The organism is Paenibacillus curdlanolyticus YK9 (assembly GCF_000179615.1).
Taxonomy (GTDB): domain Bacteria; phylum Bacillota; class Bacilli; order Paenibacillales; family Paenibacillaceae; genus Paenibacillus_T; species Paenibacillus_T curdlanolyticus.
The window spans coordinates 187,956-201,811 of sequence record NZ_AEDD01000006.1; the positions used below are offsets into that span (position 1 = coordinate 187,956).

Genomic DNA, 13,856 nt, shown 5'->3' on the forward strand with positions numbered 1-13,856 from the left:
GGTAATCGTTACGGGTATGTTTTCGGTATGTTAATAATTTGTAACTCTCCTTCTTACTTGAATACGCATGCGAAAAAAACCGTGCTTCTGCACGCGGCAGAAGCACGGTTCGCATATATTTGTGGAGGAATTCGCAATTATGAATTATTTGGCGTCGCGCTTAACAAGCTTGCGTGGATCGACGGCATTTTCCTTCTCCATAAGCAGTTGGATCGGTCCGCCTTGCGCAATCTGCTCCCATGCGACAACTTTGAAGTTCTGATTCAATTCCTTGTCGCCATTCATGTTGGAATCATCTTGTGCGACGAAGATGCCGTAAGGGAATTGCTCGCCAAGCCCGAAGCCTAGAACATCGATGCCATCCGTAACCGAAGTTCCGTCAATCTTCTCTCCGGCCTTGATCTTGAAGCTCGTTATATACTTGTTGCTGCCTTGGCGATCATAGATCGCATAGGTGTCATTGCCTTGGCTGGAAGCAATCAGGTAACCGCGGCCGTCTGCGCCATAATAGATGGTGAGGCCTTCGATATCATCCTGCAGTCTGCGCCCGTCAGCAATGTCGACCGTGGATAGCGGCTTCACGCCGCCATTAGGCTCTGCTGCGTATTTGTGGATCGCGTAATCCTCTTCGGCAATATACATCGTACCGTACTCATCGTCCGCCACAAGGCCTTCCGACTGCGTCGCGAGCTTAAATTCGCGTACCAGCTTGCCTGCAATCTTGCCCTGGCCGTTATCTGACAGCTCATACTGCTCGAACTCTCCCTTTTTACCCAGAACGAGCGCATAATATTTGCCGCTGCGCAGGCTGTGGTAAAGGCTGAAGCCATACACCTCTTCCATCTTCGCAACAATCGGCTTTGCTACGATATCCTTCAGCTCGCCAGTTGTACCGTTAATCGAAAACACGTCTATCGTATTTTTGGAACGGTTGGTTGCTGCAGCGATATCAACCTTTTTGCCGCCCAGCGGGAAGTCATAGCGGACATCAATATTGTTCATTTTTCCAACTTTATAGTTTTGCAGCTGCTTGCCGTTCAGATCGTAAACGAGCACGCCGCCGCCTTTGTTCGTCGCAATCAGCTTGGAATTGGACGGATTAGCGGGATCAAGCCAGATCGCCGGGTCGTCCGCCGCATCCTCGCCGTCTTCCACCGCTGCGGTTTCCACTTGCGCCTTAACAGCAAATGTCGAGATTACATCCTGCGGGTTGCGGAATTTCGCATTTTCAGCCAAAATTTGCTTTAACGCTTCCGACGGAATGTAAATGGAATTGTTAATTAGCTTAACCTCCTTGGAGAGCTTATAGCCTTTGCCCGCCAAACGGTATTCGCGTTCACCAACGGTAAATGTGCCTGCAATGCCATTTTCCAGCTTGATCAACGCCGAAAGATCATCGTTATCCCAAGTGATCGTCGCATGAATCTTGTCCATTTGTTTCCTAAGCGGCTCGTATCCCGTCGTCGTGCTTGCGCTTGCCCCAAGAACTGTCCCTGCCTGCAAAAGCAAGCTTGCCGATAATGCGATTACTGCTGCGGATTTCCCAATCTTCATTTCAATTCCCTGCCTCTACGTTATGTTATGTCCATATGGAGCAAGATTACAGGGGAAGTGTTAGAAGAATATCATGAGCATGTGGTTATATTGTAAAACGAAGCAACCGCTTAAGCGTCTGCCGATCCTAATGTGTTAGCAGGTTTCTAAACCTATCTTTCGGCGTACCATCGACTAACAATAGGCAACCACCCGCGATTGCGAATCGTTTAATCTTTCTCATATCTCCCCGTCCCGACAAGTACGCAGCTATTAATGCCGGCTCTCGAATATGGTAGATAAGACTGATAGTTCCTCCTTATCCATCATGATATAATCCAATAACTCAAGCAGAGGCTAACTCGTAAGGAGAAACGAAAGAAAAGAAGCCACCCTTATCTAACAGGCGGCTCCGTTCTCTCCAGCTCTTAACTCCCGATAACTTGAAGCTCATGTACGATAAAGTAATCCGGTGTACGATCGAAGGCGTACAGCTGCACATAACGTCCGGATGCAGAGAAGCTGTTAAAATCAATTCCGCCGCTATTATTCGTAACCTCGGCTACGCTCGTCCAGTTTACGCCATCGTTCGAAACACTAATTTTGTAGTGGGGCGCGTAGCCATATCCCCATTTAATATTCGCGCCTGCAATCGTGCGCGTGCTGCCCAGGTCTACCGTAATGGTCGGGTTTGAGTCAGTGGTTGCAGGCGACCAGCTCGTATTGCTATTTTGGTCAACGGCATACGAAGGGACAGAGGTCCACAATAGCGTAGAAGAAGCTGTTGTTGGCTTATTCGCTCCAATGTTTGTTCCCGGCGTGCCATAGACTTCAAATTCATAGAGGGAAATGCCATAGCTTGTCGCACGCTGTACGCCCTGCACCCTTACATATCTGCCCGTCCCGAGCACTGTCAGATCTTCAATTCCGCCTTGACCATCGTATTTCGTATATATGTTTCTCCAATTCGTGCCGTCGTCAGATACATCGATATTATAGACCGAAGCATAAGCTGCTTCCCAATTCAGCTTAACTTCATCTATGGCGTATGATGCGCCAAGATCGACAGCAATCCATTGGTCATCGCTGAAATTAGAGCTCCATCTCGTTGCCGTATTTCCATCTACCGCTTTACTAGGGTCAACCGTTGCACCCTCATAAGATGAAGCCGTTACCGTCTTGCCTTCTGCCAAGTTAACGCTTGACGAAGCGAAAGCGCTTGTTGAAAATCCCGTTGTCACAGTCAAAATGGCGGCGGCAAATAATCCTAAACCTTTTAATTTAAGTTTACGCATAATTTCCACTCCTTTTCTCTATAAAAAACGAATCGAATGTTAGTGACGAACAACCTCCGACATTCAAATATGGATCCATATTATACCGGTGATCAGGATCATCCAAGGGTGATCAAATCCCGTCTAATCCTATATAAATTCTATCAGTATTTTACTTATATGTTAATATATACAAACTAATGATTTTGCGAACAAATCAACGGACTTAAAAAGGCTAAAGCCCGGGTTGTGATTGTCGGGGCTCTAGCCTTTTTTTGATATCGAAGACTACCGTATTGCGCTATGCTCCCGCACCGAATCCCGTACAATGAGCGTCGGCCGAATGTAGACCCGTACCATCTCACGGCTTGGTCCTGTCAGCGACAAAAGCAGCTGAGCCGCCGCATCGCACATCCGTTCCTTGTCCACCCGCATCGTCGTCATTCGCAGCCCGCTCTCCTCTTGATACTTCAGGTCATCGAACCCGATGATCGATAACCGCTCCGGCACCTTGATCGCCCGCTTCCGCAGCTGTCGCGCCAGTAGGTACGCGATGCGGTCGTTCCCGCAAAAGAACGCGCTCGGCAGCTGTTCGCCCAATCCGTTCAAAAACAGGCCGATCTCCTGCTCCGTATGCTCAAAGCTCGGCGAAGACGTCATGACGGTGCGGGGATCAATCCGAAGCGCATGCTCCTGCATCGCTTTCCAATAGCCGAACCAGCGCTCTTCATGGCTGGTCGTCAGATTGGCCGGGCCGATAAACCCGATCTCGCGATGTCCCAGCCGGATAAGCTCGGATACCGCTTCGCACGCGCCCTCCATATTCGCGGAGGCAACCACGGGACAAGGCAGCTCTCGGTGGTACGAGTCCAGCATGACCAGCGGAGCGTCCAGCTCCCATACGAGCTTAGCGTACGCTTTGTCCACGATTCCGAATAAAATAATGCCCTGGTACGAAATAGCCGTACAATGCTGCGGCAGCTGAAGGCCAGCCTCCATCTCGCGATCGATCGGCGCGATTACCGCATTCATCCCTTTCTTGCGGATGCTTTTCTCCAGCCCCCAGATCATATCGTGGAAAAATTGAAAATGGTCATTGTCCTCGTAGCTCATAATCCGCTCCGGCACGAGCACAAGCACGTTGCCGCTCGAAGCAGGCTTTTCGGCGAACTGGCCGTAGCCGAGCGCCTTCGCCGTTTGCTGCACCTGCTGCCGCATGTCCTCGCTGACGCCTTTCTTGTTCTGCAAAGCGAGCGACACGGCATTTTTCGATATATTCAGCTGATCGGCAATATCCTGCATGGAAACTTTCTTCTTTCGTGCCATCGGTTCTGTTCAATCCTTCCGAAACATGATAAACTATGCCTAACTTTACTTTACAACAAACTTATTTGTCAAGTTTGTCAAGTAGCGAAACCAAAACAAGCTGGAGGTTATTGCTGTGAGTTATGCAATTGGCATTGATATCGGAGGCACCAAAACAGCGATCGGCCTCGTGAATTCCGAAGGACAGGTGCTAGCCAAAACTTCGCTTCCTACGGACCAAACGCTGCTGCCATCGGAGATGGTCGATCGCATTGCCGAGGCTGTGAATGGGCTCCTGAACGATAAAGGATTACAGCCATCCGACCTTCTGGGCATCGGAATCGGCGCGCCGGGCCCGCTCAATACGAAGCTGGGCATCATCGCCGAGCCCCCTAACATGCGGGGCTGGTGGGGATTCCCTGTCGTTGCTGCTTTCAAGAAGCATTTTTCTAGCGAAATTGTTTTCGAGAACGATGCGACTGCTGCCGCTTTAGCGGAAAAATGGGTCGGCGCCGCGCAAGCTGCCGAGCATTTTATCTATATCACCGTTAGCACCGGCATCGGCGCGGGTATATATAGTCACGGCAAGTTGATCACCGGAGCGACAGGCAACGCGGGAGACATCGGGCACATGGCCATCGATCCTGCGGCTGGCACCTGCGTTTGCGGACAACAGGGCTGTCTGGAATTCGTCGCCTCCGGTACCGCTATTGCCCGCTCGGCAAGCGAACTGCTTGGCCGCTCTATTACGTCCAAGGAAGCGTTCGACCTCGCTTTCTCCGGACAAGATGGTAGAATGGAAGAAATCGTAAACCGTGCATTCCGCTACATCGGCATCGGCTGCGTATCGCTCATTAATACGTTTGATCCGGAGCTGCTTGTCATCGGCGGCGGCGTTTCGCAGGTCGGCGCGCCTATGTTCGATGCCGTGTCCGACTATATCAAGCGCTATGCGCTGAATCCATCGGGTCGCGACACGCAGCTCGTTCCCGCCGCACTTCAACAAGATGCAGGACTCATTGGAGCCGCTGCTCTCATCCATATCCCTTATTCATTCTGAACGAGAAGGAGATTTTAAATCGATGAATCAGCCAGTTTTTCTTCAACCGGTATTTCAAGAACGCATCTGGGGCGGCACGAAGCTGAAGCAATTGTTCGGCTATGATATTCCAAATGACCTGACGGGCGAATGCTGGGCGGTATCCGCGCATCCGAACGGCCAAAGCGTTGTCAAGAATGGCCCTTATGCAGGCATAAAGCTTGGCGACCTGTGGACCGCTCACCCCGAGCTGTTCCAGTCGAGCTCAGCTGTATTCCCTTTGCTTACTAAGATTTTGGACGCTTCCGATGACCTCTCGGTCCAAGTCCATCCCGATGACGAATATGCCGGCAAGCATGAGAATGGCGAGCTCGGCAAGACGGAATGCTGGTACATCGTTGACGCCGAGCCGGGTGCTACGATTATTTTCGGCCATGAGGCGGCAACGAAGGAACAGCTTGTCCAAATGGTGCAGGACGGCCAATGGAACGAGCTGCTGACACAAGTGCCGGTAAAGGCTGGCGACTTCTTCTACGTCCCTAGCGGAACGATTCATGCTCTGGGCAAAGGCATCGTCGTATTGGAAACGCAGCAAAGCTCCGATACTACCTACCGCGTTTACGACTATGACCGCCGCGACAAGGACGGCAACCTGCGCGAGCTGCATTTGGACAAGGCTATCGACGTTACGTCCATTCCGCAAGCTTACGTACCTGTGCAGTACAGCACGCACGAAGCCGAAGGCATCACGGTCACTTCTTTCGTATCGAACGACTTCTTCACTGTTGAAAAATGGGTTGTATCCGGCGTGGCGCAGCTGCCTGCGAACCCGAAATATACGATTGCCAGCGTCATCGAAGGAAGTGGAACGCTTCGCGTGCAAGGCGAGAACTATGCGCTGAGCAAGGGCGACCACTTCATTCTGCCTGTGGCGTTCGGGCCTTACAGCTTGGAGGGTGCGCTGGAGCTGATTATTTCGCAGGAATAAGGCGCGACCTAGGAATTGATAAGGGGTGTCTCGAAAGCAGTTCTGCTTTTGAGACACCCTCTTGTCTAACGCTAACGGACCTCAGAGCCGCTATCCCCCTCCAAAAGTGCCCGCTGCATAATGTAAACGGACCCCACAGCCGTTATTTAGCTATTTTGCTGTCTCGTAAGGACGATTTTGGTCAATTAGCGGCTCCTCGGTCCGTTAGAACAGAAATGGGGCTAATTATGATCATATAAGGGCTGCTCGGTCCGTTAGGGCTGACCGCCAAGAAAATAATACTTTTCCCCGATCAATCGCCACGTCGGCTCATTCACGATCCCGTTCGCCACCTTCAATTTCTTCTTGTTGATCTCTTGAAATTTCTTCACCGCCTTCTCCGTCTGTTCATCGAACAGATCGGTTGCGTTCAGCTGCGGAATCGCGGGGTAACTTTTGCGAATTACGTTGAGGAAGCCCTTCATTGCGCCAACCGCGGGGTCGGTCATCCCTTTCTTCAACTCATGACCGGGGTAGGAGTTCGGAATGACGGTAACCTTCTCCGCCTTCTCGATGGTCAGATCGTCTCCATAAAACCGCTTTAAAATTTCCATATAGGAACGTCCATTCAGCGCCATCCTATTGCTTTCCAGCTGCGACATCCCTTTATTTTGGCAAGGATGCTTCGCGCAATATTGGGAGAAGTACGGCTGAACCTTTTTGCCTTTTTTAATGTACTGATCGAATATTTTATCGATGATTTCATCCACTCGCTGGTTCGTAAACCCGCCCGCCGGATAGTGCTGGTCGAATGCGGTTGAATTCGTAATCGTAAACGGGTACCCTTTGTCGACATAAACTTCGGTGTACATCCGATTGAGCACAAACGAGATGACGGCTAGCGTATTGGCATAAATCGCTTGCTCCGACAGCTTGGCTATCCCGCCGAACTCGATTGCGCACACTCTTTTGATATACTGTTTGAACGTATCTTTAATCACTTTCTTGTTGTTGATGGACACGCGCGGGACATAAGGGTTAATTCGCCCCAAATAAATATTGATATAGCTAGGAACGAACGGTTTCCTAATCAGAGGCGAGAAGACACCGGGGCTCGTTTTATCCGCGAATTGGTCCGGATCTTGATAAACCATGCTTTCTTGGTCGGCAATCGTAGAATCTGGCAAATTGATTGCGAATGTCGCGCGCCCATCCTGCATCGCTGTCTCTAGCCCCATAATATAACTAAGCTCGTCATGATTATTCGTCGTTCGTCCGTCATAAATTTCAATGCCGTTCTTCGCGTAGGTATAGGATGCGCGGGCATGCCCATCCACTGAAGGGATTTCCACGAGTAGATCGTACTTGGTATGCGGGTCCCAATCTGCGTTGGGAGACGCTGCCGGCGCGGGCAATTCAACGTCCGGAACCTGCCCGTCCTTATCCGTCACGACCGTCTTGATTACTTTATTCGGATTTCGATGCTCCGTTATCTTTATTGTGGCACCTTCAATTGGATCGCTCGGATTCATCCCATTCATCTCGATGTTCAGGAAACCGCTCGCAGCCCTCGTCCACATCCCGCTCCCCCCATTTCGATGACTCATCGAAACATATATACGAGAGCCAAGTCAATAACATGCAAGTCCATTACATTGGATACAAATAGTGTAAAATCAAACCAATAGGTATCCATTGCTGAAATTCAAAAATCGTTCTATGCTTCAACATAGAGCAAGAAAGGAGCTAACCGATATGGGGTATGAAATCATTGAACGGCCTCCGACGGTGGACGAGCATAAATCGCTTTGGGACGCTGTCGGCTGGGGCAAGCTTGATACCGAAATGTCTGAGCAATCTCTCGCCAATTCCGTTTACGGCGCAGTAGTCGTTTGCGATGGGAAGGTAGTTGGCATGGGACGCATCGTTGGCGATGGCGCCATGTATTTTTATATACAGGACGTGGCTGTGTTACCGGAGCACCAGAAGCAGGGCATTGGCAAAATGATCGTGGATCAATTGCTTGCTTTCATCAAGAAGCGCAAATACAAAAATGGCATTGCCTTCGTCGGCCTGTTCGCTTCGCATGGCAACGATAAATTTTATGAGCAGTACGGGTTCAAGGATCACTCTCCCGAAATGACGGGGATGTTTACCGTGTTTGAAGAATAACCAGCAAATGACCGCCTCGATGGGGCGGTCACTTTTCTAGGGTAAAGCGAATTTCCACTATGCTATGTTATTAGAAATATTTTAAGGGAGTGAGCACATGGACGCTAATTTTACTAATCCCATTCTTTTATCGATACCTGAGAGCTTGGAGAGTAACCGTCTGCTAATACGCGCCCCATTATGGGGAGACGGGGAGGCTGTGAACGCGGCTGTAATCGAGAGTATAGAGGAACTGCGTCCTTGGATGCCGTGGGCACAAACCATCCCTACGTTGGAAGAATCGGAAATAAGTATTCGACGATCCCGGCTGCAATTTTTGGAGCGTACCGATTTTCGGCTCCTGCTGTTCCTGAAGGAAACTGGACAATTCATCGGTGGCAGCGGCCTTCATCGGATTGATTGGCAATCGCGTAAGTTTGAAATCGGCTACTGGGTCAGCACCTCTTTCAGCAAACAAGGGTATATCACCGAAGCGGTAGAAGCGATTACGAATTATGCGATTCAAGCGTTACAAGCCAATCGCATTGAGATTCGCTGTGATTCCCTTAATCTATTGAGCGCCCGAGTCGCCGAGCGTTTGGGCTTCACTTTGGAAGGCATTCTCCGTAACGAAAAGTGTGATGTGGCAGGCGCATTAAGAGATACCATGGTGTTCTCTAAAGTTCGCGGGACAGAATTTTAAAAATATTTCATTCGGGCACACGCCCACTCTGGCCGTGCGAATCACAGTCAGGTAGACGTTTTGCGATGGACCCGCAACCATTGACTAGCAAAGTCTACTGCGTCTCTAATCCCGAACAATCTGCTTTCAGCAATCCCGACCTTCCCTCGCTGAACGTCGACTGCCTGCTCCAACTGCTCTCCGATCAAGGCAAAGTCCTCCGCATCGTAAGCAAAGTCCGTAAACCACTTCCAGACGCGCTTGCCTTCCTCTACAATTGCGGCCCCCATCTGCTTCGTTGGCATGCCGGCTAAAGCAGTCTCTGACAGATGAAAGCTTGTACATTTGTCATAACCCACACCCAGCAGGAGCACCTTTGCATCCAAATCGTATAGTTTGCCAAGCGGACTTTGTACTCCGAACTGAGGGCTTAACGGATGGTCCTGGATGATCATCCTCGCATGATTTCCGTTCGCGCAAAACGAGACCTGTGGATGCTGCGACCGCAGTGTCCCCGGGAATGTCCGAAACACCTCAGCGATCCGCCCCATTCCCCTCGTCGGTGTTAGCGCTGGATCAAACGGAGGCCATTCCTTGTAAATAATTTCAATCCACTCAGGAGGAACGGGGGGATTCCCCCATTCAGCAGGATCGCTCCAATCGCTGCTTTGTGCCGGCATGACGAGTGTTCCTGACGTGCCAATTGCTTGCAGCAATCCATGTACAGCAACTTGCGGACCTCCGCAAACCCACCCCAACTTAGAAAGTGAGGAGTGTACAAGAACGGTATCCCCTTCCTTTACGCCAAGTCGGCTCAGATCCTGTGCAATGCTATGAATGGTAATCGGCAACTCAGTCCGATTGATAATCTCTCTTTCGCTCATCTAGCATCAGTCTCCTAAATGTGTTTATTCAAGTTTTACATTAATCATACCATTCATTCGTCCGCGAAGAGTGATTTATAGCTGCCCCTATACAAAAAGAAAAAGGCCAACCCACAACGGGTTGACCTCACTATCATTACAACGTATCGCCTGCTTACATTCTCGCTCTAAGGAACTGGACGGCCTCTGCAATATCAGCTTCGGGATTGGCGCCGACTTCCCGTTCGATCGTCAAATAGCCGTCGTAGCCGATGTCACGCAGCGCCTGCAGGTAAGCCATCCAGTCGACGCTGCCGGTGCCGAGCGGCACTTCGCGGAAGGCGTCGCCCGATTCAGCTTGCTGGGCAATGACGTTATGGTCGAGCGGATCGAAGCCTAGCGCCCCGTAGATCAGCCGCGGGTCGACTTCGCGCAGGCGAATGCCGTCCTTCGCATGCGTATGGACGATATAATCGCGCAGCGTATAGACGCCTTGTGCCGGATCGTCGCCCGTCACCATGACCATATTCGCCGGGTCGAAGTTGACGGATACGCCCTTGGAGCCGAGTCCGTCGAGGAAGCTTTTCAGATGCGCAGCCGTTTCCGGTCCCGTCTCAATCGCGAAGTACGCATTCATGCTCGTCGCGTAGCGGCTAAGCTCCTCGCAGGCTTCGTGCATCGCCGCATATACGGCGCCATTTCGGTCTTCCGGCACGATGCCGATATGCGTCGTGACGACGTTCGTGCCGAGCTCGACGGCGAGGTCGAGAATCCGTTTCGACTTTTCGATTTTGACCGCATTCGCCGCTCGGTCTTGGAAGCCGTGTCCGCCCAGATCGCCGACGAGCGCGGAAATTTGCAGCCCTTGCGATTCGATGAACGCCCTCCATTCCTTGCGCGCCGCAGCGGACAGATTCGTGGGGTCCATCTCGCCTTCTACCGCATAGATTTGCACGCCTTCGGCGCCAAGCGCCTTCGCTTTCTCTAAGCCCTTGCGCACGCCGACCTTGAAGCTATCGACGATAATCCCGACTTTCCATGGCTTGATGATATCCGACATCTTCATTCGCTCCCTCCATCCGCTTCGCCTGCTCCCACAATCTGCGCACGTTGTCCAAAGCGATCTTCGTCGCCTGTACGCAAGGCTCCATGCCTTCGAACTCGATCGAGGCATAGCCGTCAAAGCCGGATGCGCGCACGATGCGCAGTGCACCGAGAATATCCAAATCCCCGTGGCCGACGATCGCTCCCCGCAGGCGAGTGCCATTCGAAGAGCTGAACCAGCCTTCGCCTGGATCGACCGAAGCCGGCCTCCGATAAAAGTCCTTCACATGCACGATTGATGCATACGAAATATTGTTGCGCACGGCGACGAGCGGATCCTCGTCGACGCAGACGAAATTGCCAATATCGAGCGTCGTACGGAAATTGTCCCTGCAGACAGCCTCGACCAGCGCTTGTACGCGATCGCTGGCCTGCACGTAAAACCCGTGGTTTTCCACGCTTGTCGTAATCCCGAAGCCTGCCGCGTAATCCGCGATTCGCCTGCATGCGTCTGCCAGCCGCGGCAGGTCCGCGAGAAAACGCTTGATCGACCGATCCTCGGAGCTCGCCACATCATGGCGCATTAGCTTGGTTCCGAGTGCGGCCGCAATGTCGACATGGCGCTTCACTCGCTCGATCTCCTGCTCATAAGCTTCGTCGTCCAAGCCTGCGAAGTTCGCACCAATCGCATAGTTGGAGACGTCCAAACCATGCTCCGCTGCTTTATCTCGAATCGCCGCTATCAGCTCCGGATGCGCGATCAAGTCGTAGCCAAGCGGCACGATCTCGACATGCTCTCCGCCCATCTCCGCGATTAGGCTAATCGCCTGAAGGACGTCCAGCTCCCCGGTTTGCATCGCTTGCCAGAAGCAATACGTGCTGACGCCGAATTTCATAGGCGGACTTCCTCACCCTTGGCTGCGGACTCGTAAATCGCGTTCAATATGCGCATAATCTCGACGCCGTCTTCAACCGGGCTGATTTGCTCCGTGCCATTGACGATGCAATCGATGAAATGGTCGATTTCGTTCTGGAACGCCGCATTGGCACTGAAGCCTGCCTTACTGTCTACCTGCGGCTCGATGTTCAGAATCGTATCGTACTTCTCGGTCACGATGAACACCTCCGGGTCGATCTCGAACGAGCCTTTGTTTCCGTACAGCTTCACGGATCCTTCGTCTTTCTTCGCGTGCAGCGTGAAGCTTACGTCGACCATGAGCGAGGCGCCATTCTCGAAGCGGATGACCGCGCTTGCCAGATCCTCGACCGTGTTCTTGGAAGCATCGTAGTCCGCAGCTTTATAAAACGACAAATGCTTCACATTGGAGCGATTGCCCAGCTTGGCATATACGTTGCCGCTAACCGTCGTTGCTTTCGGACGGCCCATCAAATACCAGACCAGATCGATAATATGAACGCCGAGATCGATCAACGGCCCCCCGCCGGAGCGCTCGACGTCCGCGAACCAGCCTCCCGGATTGCCGAGCCGGCGAATAGTTGACGCCTTCGCGTAATAGATCTCTCCGAACTCGCCGCGATCCGCGAATTCGCGCAGCATTTGCACATTCGGATCATATCTGCGAACGAAGCCGACCTGCAGCAGCTTGCCTGACGTACGAACCGCCTGCTCGATGGCCAGCGCTTCTTCGACGGTGCGCGAAAGCGGCTTCTCAACAAGCACATGCTTGCCTGCCTCCAGTGCGGCGATGCTGATCGGCGCATGCGTATTGTTCCAGGTGCAGATGCTGATTGCATCGATATCCGAGTCAGCAAACATTTGGTTATAATCTGTAAATACTTTGTCCGCGCCATATTTATCTGCTACCTTGCGTGCGCGCTCCTCATTCACGTCGCAAATCGCGACGATCCGTGCATTCGCATTGCGGGCATAAGCATTCAGATGGCATTCCGAGATCGATCCTGTTCCGATGACGCCAATTCGAACTGGGTTCATTCGTTTCGCACGCTCCTTCGATTCCATAAGTGATTGCCGCAGCTGCCCTGAACGGCAAAGCTATCGTTTTGCGACTATACTTCGTATTATAATGAGAATAGCGGCACGAACCATGAAGAAGCATGCTTTGTTTTTGTACGATTGTGCCATCGGAGGCGATTCAACGTGAATAACCTATCCGCTTTACGCGAACATATGCCCATGCCCGACCCGTCTTTCCCAATCAAAATCCATCCTCGACATACCGAGAAAATGGAGGTCGGCGCGACGCTGTTCTGCCACCATTGGCATGAGCATATTGAGTTTCTATATTTTGTTTCCGGCGAAGCGACGATCGAATGCGGCTCCGTTCCTTTTACCTTCCGCGCGGGAGATCTGTGCGTTGTGAACAGCAACGAGCTGCATTATGGCATCAGCCGGTCCGAGGATTTGTCCTATTATGCGATGATCGTTGACATCTCGCTGCTGAACAGCCATGCCTCGGATGCGGTCGAGAAGAAGTTTATTACGCCCATCATGCAAAACCGCCTGCTCTTCCAGAACCGGATTACGGACGATCCGCGCGTTGCTGCCTGCATTCTCGCAATTAATGAGGAGCTAGCTTCCAAAACGATCGGGTATGAGCTATCGGTCAAGTCGCATCTGTACCAGCTGCTCACGCTGCTCGTCCGGCATTACGCCGCGACCGCACACGAACAAGACGAATACCGCGCCCGGCTCAAAGAGCTGGAGCGGCTCGCCCCTGTATTCGCTTATATCGACGAGCATGCGCAGGAGAAACTAACGGTGCAGCAGCTTGCCGGCCTTGCCGGGCTTAGCCGGTTTCATTTTAGCCGCGTGTTCAAGCAAGTGACCGATAAGTCGCTCGTCGAATACGTCAATCTCGTTCGCATCAACAAATCCGAGAGCCTGCTTCGCGACCGGCATCGCACGATTTCCGAGATCGCGCTGGCGGCGGGCTTCAGCGATATTTATTATTTCAGCCGCATGTTTAAGAAGCTGAAAAACGTTTCGCCGTCCGAATGGCGGAACGGGGATCGGTAA

Annotated in this window: 13 protein-coding genes; 5 read left to right on the top strand and 8 right to left on the bottom strand. The window is 51.9% G+C overall.

Annotated features, from left to right (window positions below; genetic code table 11):
- Nucleotides 1-144: 144 nt before the first annotated feature.
- From PAECUDRAFT_RS13100 to PAECUDRAFT_RS13110, 3 genes are all read right to left on the bottom strand, one after another.
- Nucleotides 145-1,554 (bottom strand): phytase, encoded by a 1,410-nt coding sequence (locus tag PAECUDRAFT_RS13100; RefSeq protein ID WP_006038575.1) that lies wholly within the window; start codon nt 1,552-1,554, stop codon nt 145-147.
- Nucleotides 1,555-1,961: 407 nt separating this feature from the next.
- On the bottom strand, nt 1,962-2,828 hold the full coding sequence (locus tag PAECUDRAFT_RS13105) for a discoidin domain-containing protein (RefSeq protein WP_006038576.1): 867 nt from the start codon (nt 2,826-2,828) through the stop codon (nt 1,962-1,964).
- A gap of 267 nt (nt 2,829-3,095) precedes the next feature.
- Nucleotides 3,096-4,133 carry a LacI family DNA-binding transcriptional regulator gene (locus PAECUDRAFT_RS13110; protein WP_006038577.1) on the bottom strand — a complete coding sequence of 346 codons (1,038 nt, stop codon included), beginning with the start codon at nt 4,131-4,133 and terminating at the stop codon, nt 3,096-3,098.
- 115 nt (nt 4,134-4,248) lie between these two features.
- On the opposite strand from PAECUDRAFT_RS13110, the gene PAECUDRAFT_RS13115 reads away from it, so the two are divergent.
- On the top strand, nt 4,249-5,172 hold the full coding sequence (locus PAECUDRAFT_RS13115) for an ROK family protein (RefSeq protein ID WP_006038578.1): 924 nt from the start codon (nt 4,249-4,251) through the stop codon (nt 5,170-5,172).
- Nucleotides 5,173-5,194: 22 nt separating this feature from the next.
- The gene (gene manA / locus PAECUDRAFT_RS13120) at nt 5,195-6,139 is read left to right on the top strand and encodes a mannose-6-phosphate isomerase, class I (RefSeq protein ID WP_006038579.1); all 945 of its coding nucleotides are present in this window, start codon (nt 5,195-5,197) and stop codon (nt 6,137-6,139) included.
- 254 nt (nt 6,140-6,393) lie between these two features.
- Here the strand turns inward: manA and PAECUDRAFT_RS24700 are convergent, their stop codons facing one another.
- Nucleotides 6,394-7,698, bottom strand: coding sequence for a peptidoglycan-binding domain-containing protein (locus PAECUDRAFT_RS24700; RefSeq protein ID WP_006038580.1), 1,305 nt, complete (start codon nt 7,696-7,698; stop codon nt 6,394-6,396).
- Nucleotides 7,699-7,873: 175 nt separating this feature from the next.
- On the opposite strand from PAECUDRAFT_RS24700, the gene PAECUDRAFT_RS13130 reads away from it, so the two are divergent.
- Together PAECUDRAFT_RS13130 and PAECUDRAFT_RS13135 are read left to right on the top strand one after the other, a co-directional pair.
- Nucleotides 7,874-8,290, top strand: coding sequence for a GNAT family N-acetyltransferase (locus PAECUDRAFT_RS13130; RefSeq protein ID WP_006038581.1), 417 nt, complete (start codon nt 7,874-7,876; stop codon nt 8,288-8,290).
- 97 nt (nt 8,291-8,387) lie between these two features.
- Nucleotides 8,388-8,972, top strand: a complete 585-nt coding sequence (locus PAECUDRAFT_RS13135; protein ID WP_006038582.1) for a GNAT family N-acetyltransferase — start codon at nt 8,388-8,390, stop codon at nt 8,970-8,972.
- Between the two features lie 47 nt (nt 8,973-9,019).
- On the opposite strand, the gene PAECUDRAFT_RS13140 is transcribed toward PAECUDRAFT_RS13135, so the two are convergent.
- From PAECUDRAFT_RS13140 to PAECUDRAFT_RS13155, 4 genes are all read right to left on the bottom strand, one after another.
- Complete coding sequence (locus tag PAECUDRAFT_RS13140; protein ID WP_006038583.1) at nt 9,020-9,835, bottom strand: aminoglycoside N(3)-acetyltransferase; 816 nt, start codon at nt 9,833-9,835, stop codon at nt 9,020-9,022.
- A 154-nt stretch (nt 9,836-9,989) separates the two neighbouring features.
- Complete coding sequence (locus tag PAECUDRAFT_RS13145; RefSeq protein ID WP_040712432.1) at nt 9,990-10,874, bottom strand: sugar phosphate isomerase/epimerase family protein; 885 nt, start codon at nt 10,872-10,874, stop codon at nt 9,990-9,992.
- Nucleotides 10,828-11,754 (bottom strand): sugar phosphate isomerase/epimerase family protein, encoded by a 927-nt coding sequence (locus tag PAECUDRAFT_RS13150; RefSeq protein WP_006038585.1) that lies wholly within the window; start codon nt 11,752-11,754, stop codon nt 10,828-10,830. The genes PAECUDRAFT_RS13145 and PAECUDRAFT_RS13150 overlap by 47 nt, the downstream gene beginning before the upstream one ends.
- Nucleotides 11,751-12,812 carry a Gfo/Idh/MocA family protein gene (locus PAECUDRAFT_RS13155; protein ID WP_006038586.1) on the bottom strand — a complete coding sequence of 354 codons (1,062 nt, stop codon included), beginning with the start codon at nt 12,810-12,812 and terminating at the stop codon, nt 11,751-11,753. Before PAECUDRAFT_RS13155 ends, PAECUDRAFT_RS13150 begins: the two co-directional genes overlap by 4 nt.
- A gap of 165 nt (nt 12,813-12,977) precedes the next feature.
- Here PAECUDRAFT_RS13155 and PAECUDRAFT_RS13160 point away from each other — a divergent pair, with 165 nt between their 5' ends.
- Complete coding sequence (locus PAECUDRAFT_RS13160) at nt 12,978-13,856, top strand: AraC family transcriptional regulator (RefSeq protein WP_006038587.1); 879 nt, start codon at nt 12,978-12,980, stop codon at nt 13,854-13,856.

Excerpts from the sequence above, each read along its gene's own strand:
- manA (WP_006038579.1), top strand. The coding sequence starts at position 5,195 with ATGAATCAGCCAGTTTTTCTTCAACCGGTATTTCAAGAACGCATCTGG.
- PAECUDRAFT_RS13100 (WP_006038575.1), bottom strand. The coding sequence starts at position 1,554 with ATGAAGATTGGGAAATCCGCAGCAGTAATCGCATTATCGGCAAGCTTG.
- PAECUDRAFT_RS13130 (WP_006038581.1), top strand. The coding sequence starts at position 7,874 with ATGGGGTATGAAATCATTGAACGGCCTCCGACGGTGGACGAGCATAAA.
- PAECUDRAFT_RS13150 (WP_006038585.1), bottom strand. The coding sequence starts at position 11,754 with ATGAAATTCGGCGTCAGCACGTATTGCTTCTGGCAAGCGATGCAAACC.
- PAECUDRAFT_RS13140 (WP_006038583.1), bottom strand. The coding sequence starts at position 9,835 with ATGAGCGAAAGAGAGATTATCAATCGGACTGAGTTGCCGATTACCATT.
- PAECUDRAFT_RS13145 (WP_040712432.1), bottom strand. The coding sequence starts at position 10,874 with ATGTCGGATATCATCAAGCCATGGAAAGTCGGGATTATCGTCGATAGC.
- PAECUDRAFT_RS13110 (WP_006038577.1), bottom strand. The coding sequence starts at position 4,133 with ATGGCACGAAAGAAGAAAGTTTCCATGCAGGATATTGCCGATCAGCTG.
- PAECUDRAFT_RS13105 (WP_006038576.1), bottom strand. The coding sequence starts at position 2,828 with ATGCGTAAACTTAAATTAAAAGGTTTAGGATTATTTGCCGCCGCCATT.
- PAECUDRAFT_RS24700 (WP_006038580.1), bottom strand. The coding sequence starts at position 7,698 with ATGTGGACGAGGGCTGCGAGCGGTTTCCTGAACATCGAGATGAATGGG.
- PAECUDRAFT_RS13155 (WP_006038586.1), bottom strand. The coding sequence starts at position 12,812 with ATGAACCCAGTTCGAATTGGCGTCATCGGAACAGGATCGATCTCGGAA.
- PAECUDRAFT_RS13135 (WP_006038582.1), top strand. The coding sequence starts at position 8,388 with ATGGACGCTAATTTTACTAATCCCATTCTTTTATCGATACCTGAGAGC.